The 1,970-nt window shown below is 63.7% G+C and carries 2 protein-coding genes and 1 pseudogene; 1 reads left to right on the top strand and 2 read right to left on the bottom strand.

Translation table 11 applies throughout. The features are described 5' to 3' along the window. Both IEX32_RS20265 and IEX32_RS20260 read right to left on the bottom strand, forming a co-directional pair. Window positions 1-408 (bottom strand): annotated as a pseudogene (locus tag IEX32_RS20265) (hypothetical protein); the annotation flags it as partial. Between the two features lie 10 nt (window positions 409-418). Then, window positions 419-568: a hypothetical protein gene (locus IEX32_RS20260; protein WP_188773341.1), complete on the bottom strand. Its 150-nt coding sequence runs from the start codon at window positions 566-568 to the stop codon at window positions 419-421. Between IEX32_RS20260 and IEX32_RS20255 the strand changes: the two genes are divergently transcribed. Next, window positions 567-1,340 (top strand): hypothetical protein, encoded by a 774-nt coding sequence (locus IEX32_RS20255; RefSeq protein WP_188773340.1) that lies wholly within the window; start codon window positions 567-569, stop codon window positions 1,338-1,340. The two genes, IEX32_RS20260 and IEX32_RS20255, sit on opposite strands and share 2 nt — an antisense overlap. Window positions 1,341-1,970: the final 630 nt, after the last annotated feature.

The raw sequence follows: 1,970 nt of genomic DNA, 5'->3' as shown, positions 1-1,970 counted from the left end.
TCGGGGATGGAGAAATCCACTGCGCCGGCGCCTGGCAAGAAACGGCGCAAGCGCACGCGCGGGGCGGTGAAGTCGAAGCTGGAGGTCACGCGGGAGGTGACGCTCAAGGCTGAAGCTCCAGCCGGCGCCCGTTGCCGCCAGCCGATCGAAGTTGGGAGTGGCGACTGGTCCGCCGAACCCGCTCGACATGGCAAACCCGACGTCGTCCGACATGAAGAGCAGGACGTTGGGAGCGCCTTGCGGTGCGCGAACGGGCTGCGGGGTAGGCAATTTCGCATCGAGGATGTGCTCGGTCACGACCCCGTCGAACGGCGCCGGCCGGAACGGCAGAACGGTCCGGTCCTGCGCGAGCAGCGGAGCGGACAATGCGAGGCCGAGGCAGGACGTGAGCAAAAAACGGAGCTTCATGGATGGGTCCTCAAATCGATGCGATGGTACGCGAAGGCGCCGTCAGGGCCGCGGCGGCCATCGTCAGAGCCGTGTCGAACAGATGCGCGGACGCCGTTTCTGCCTCGTTGCCTGCCTGATCGGCGATCTGCAGCGCCGTGAAGATCAGGGCGATCGCCATGCGGATAGGCCGCCGGGCCCGACGCGATGTCGCGCGACTGATCCACGGGCGCGGGCACAAGCAGGCGATGCGCTGGGTGCGCCGCTTGCGCACCTGGCTTGGACGGCTCGACCGTGACATTGGCCGCAAGATCGCCGGGAATGAGGAACTCGAGGCCGCGTTCGCCGTCGCCCGCGAGCGGGTGGCGAAGATCCTCACCCAGAAGGCTGGCAACACCGACAAGCTCTATGCCCTGCACGCCCCCGAGGTGGAATGCATCGCCAAGGGCAAGGCGAGGACGCGCTACGAGTTCGGGGTGAAGACATCGATCGCGGTGACCAACGCGCGCACCGCCGGCGGTCAGTTCATCGTGGGCATGCAGGCGCTGCCCGGAAATCCTTACGACGGACACACCCTCACCGGACAGATCGAGCAGGTCGAGCGCCTCACCGGCATCGCCGTCGAGCGGGCCTATGTCGATCGCGGCTACAAAGGGCACAGGCATGGCGGAAAGGCCAAGGTCATCATTGCCCACACTCGCGGCATCACGTCACCCACGATCAGACGCGAACTGCGGCGACGCAATGCCATCGAGCCGATCATCGGCCATACCAAGTCCGATGGCCTGCTCGAACGCAATCACCTCGCCGGCGTCACCGGCGATGCCATCAACGCCATCCTGGTCGCCGCCGGCCATAATCTGAGGTTGCTCGTCGCATGGCTGACCGCGCTTTTGCGCGCCCTGCTCACGACATTGTTACCCGCAATGCAGCCCGAACTGGCGATCAACTGACCGAGAGACCCTCGCCGAATAGGTGCCAACGTCCGGCACAGGCTCTCTCAACAACGGCATAGCGCCAAAATCCCATTGTTCACGGACGACTTGCTATTCCGCGTCCGATGTTCGAGGTTGCAGCGGTAACAATTACTACCTTGCCGTGTAGGCCTAAATCCACGTCATTCTCCCAGTCGGAAAGCCGCACCGGGCGGCTGCATCGCAGCGGTAAAAAGCTGCATATCGGATTTACGTTACCACAGGGTGCGCTCCGAGAGCCCCGCTCGGCGGGTACGATCCCGGGCCAAGACGGCCTCGGCCACTTGCTGCTGATAACCTAAAGCTTGGTCTTTGGCGCGAATTCGGTTCTTTCTTTTATCGAGACAAGAATGGTCGATGGGCTACTTAAATGGCGCAGATCACCAATGTGGCCGCTCCATTAATGATCGGCGGCGTTCACGTATGATGCCCTCTCGTTCCTGCGGCGTGACCATCGCGGTGTTGCGTGGAAGAGCCCCTGCACGACGCCACGTGCGTGCCCCGCTGTCGCGCGGCGATCTGGATGAGAGAGCGCGACGATCAAGATGAGAATCCGGTGTCTCGGGATTGGCGGAGGGCGTAGCCCGTAGCCGGTCCCGAGACACCGGA

It is taken from the genome of Novosphingobium endophyticum (genome assembly GCF_014640675.1).
Lineage (GTDB): Bacteria > Pseudomonadota > Alphaproteobacteria > Sphingomonadales > Sphingomonadaceae > Novosphingobium > Novosphingobium endophyticum.
This window is presented reverse-complemented; position numbering and strand designations above follow the sequence as displayed.

What these genes read in the sequence shown, in the direction of transcription:
- IEX32_RS20255 (WP_188773340.1), top strand. Translation starts at nt 567, where the DNA reads ATGCGGATAGGCCGCCGGGCCCGACGCGATGTCGCGCGACTGATCCAC.
- IEX32_RS20260 (WP_188773341.1), bottom strand. Translation starts at nt 568, where the DNA reads ATGGCGATCGCCCTGATCTTCACGGCGCTGCAGATCGCCGATCAGGCA.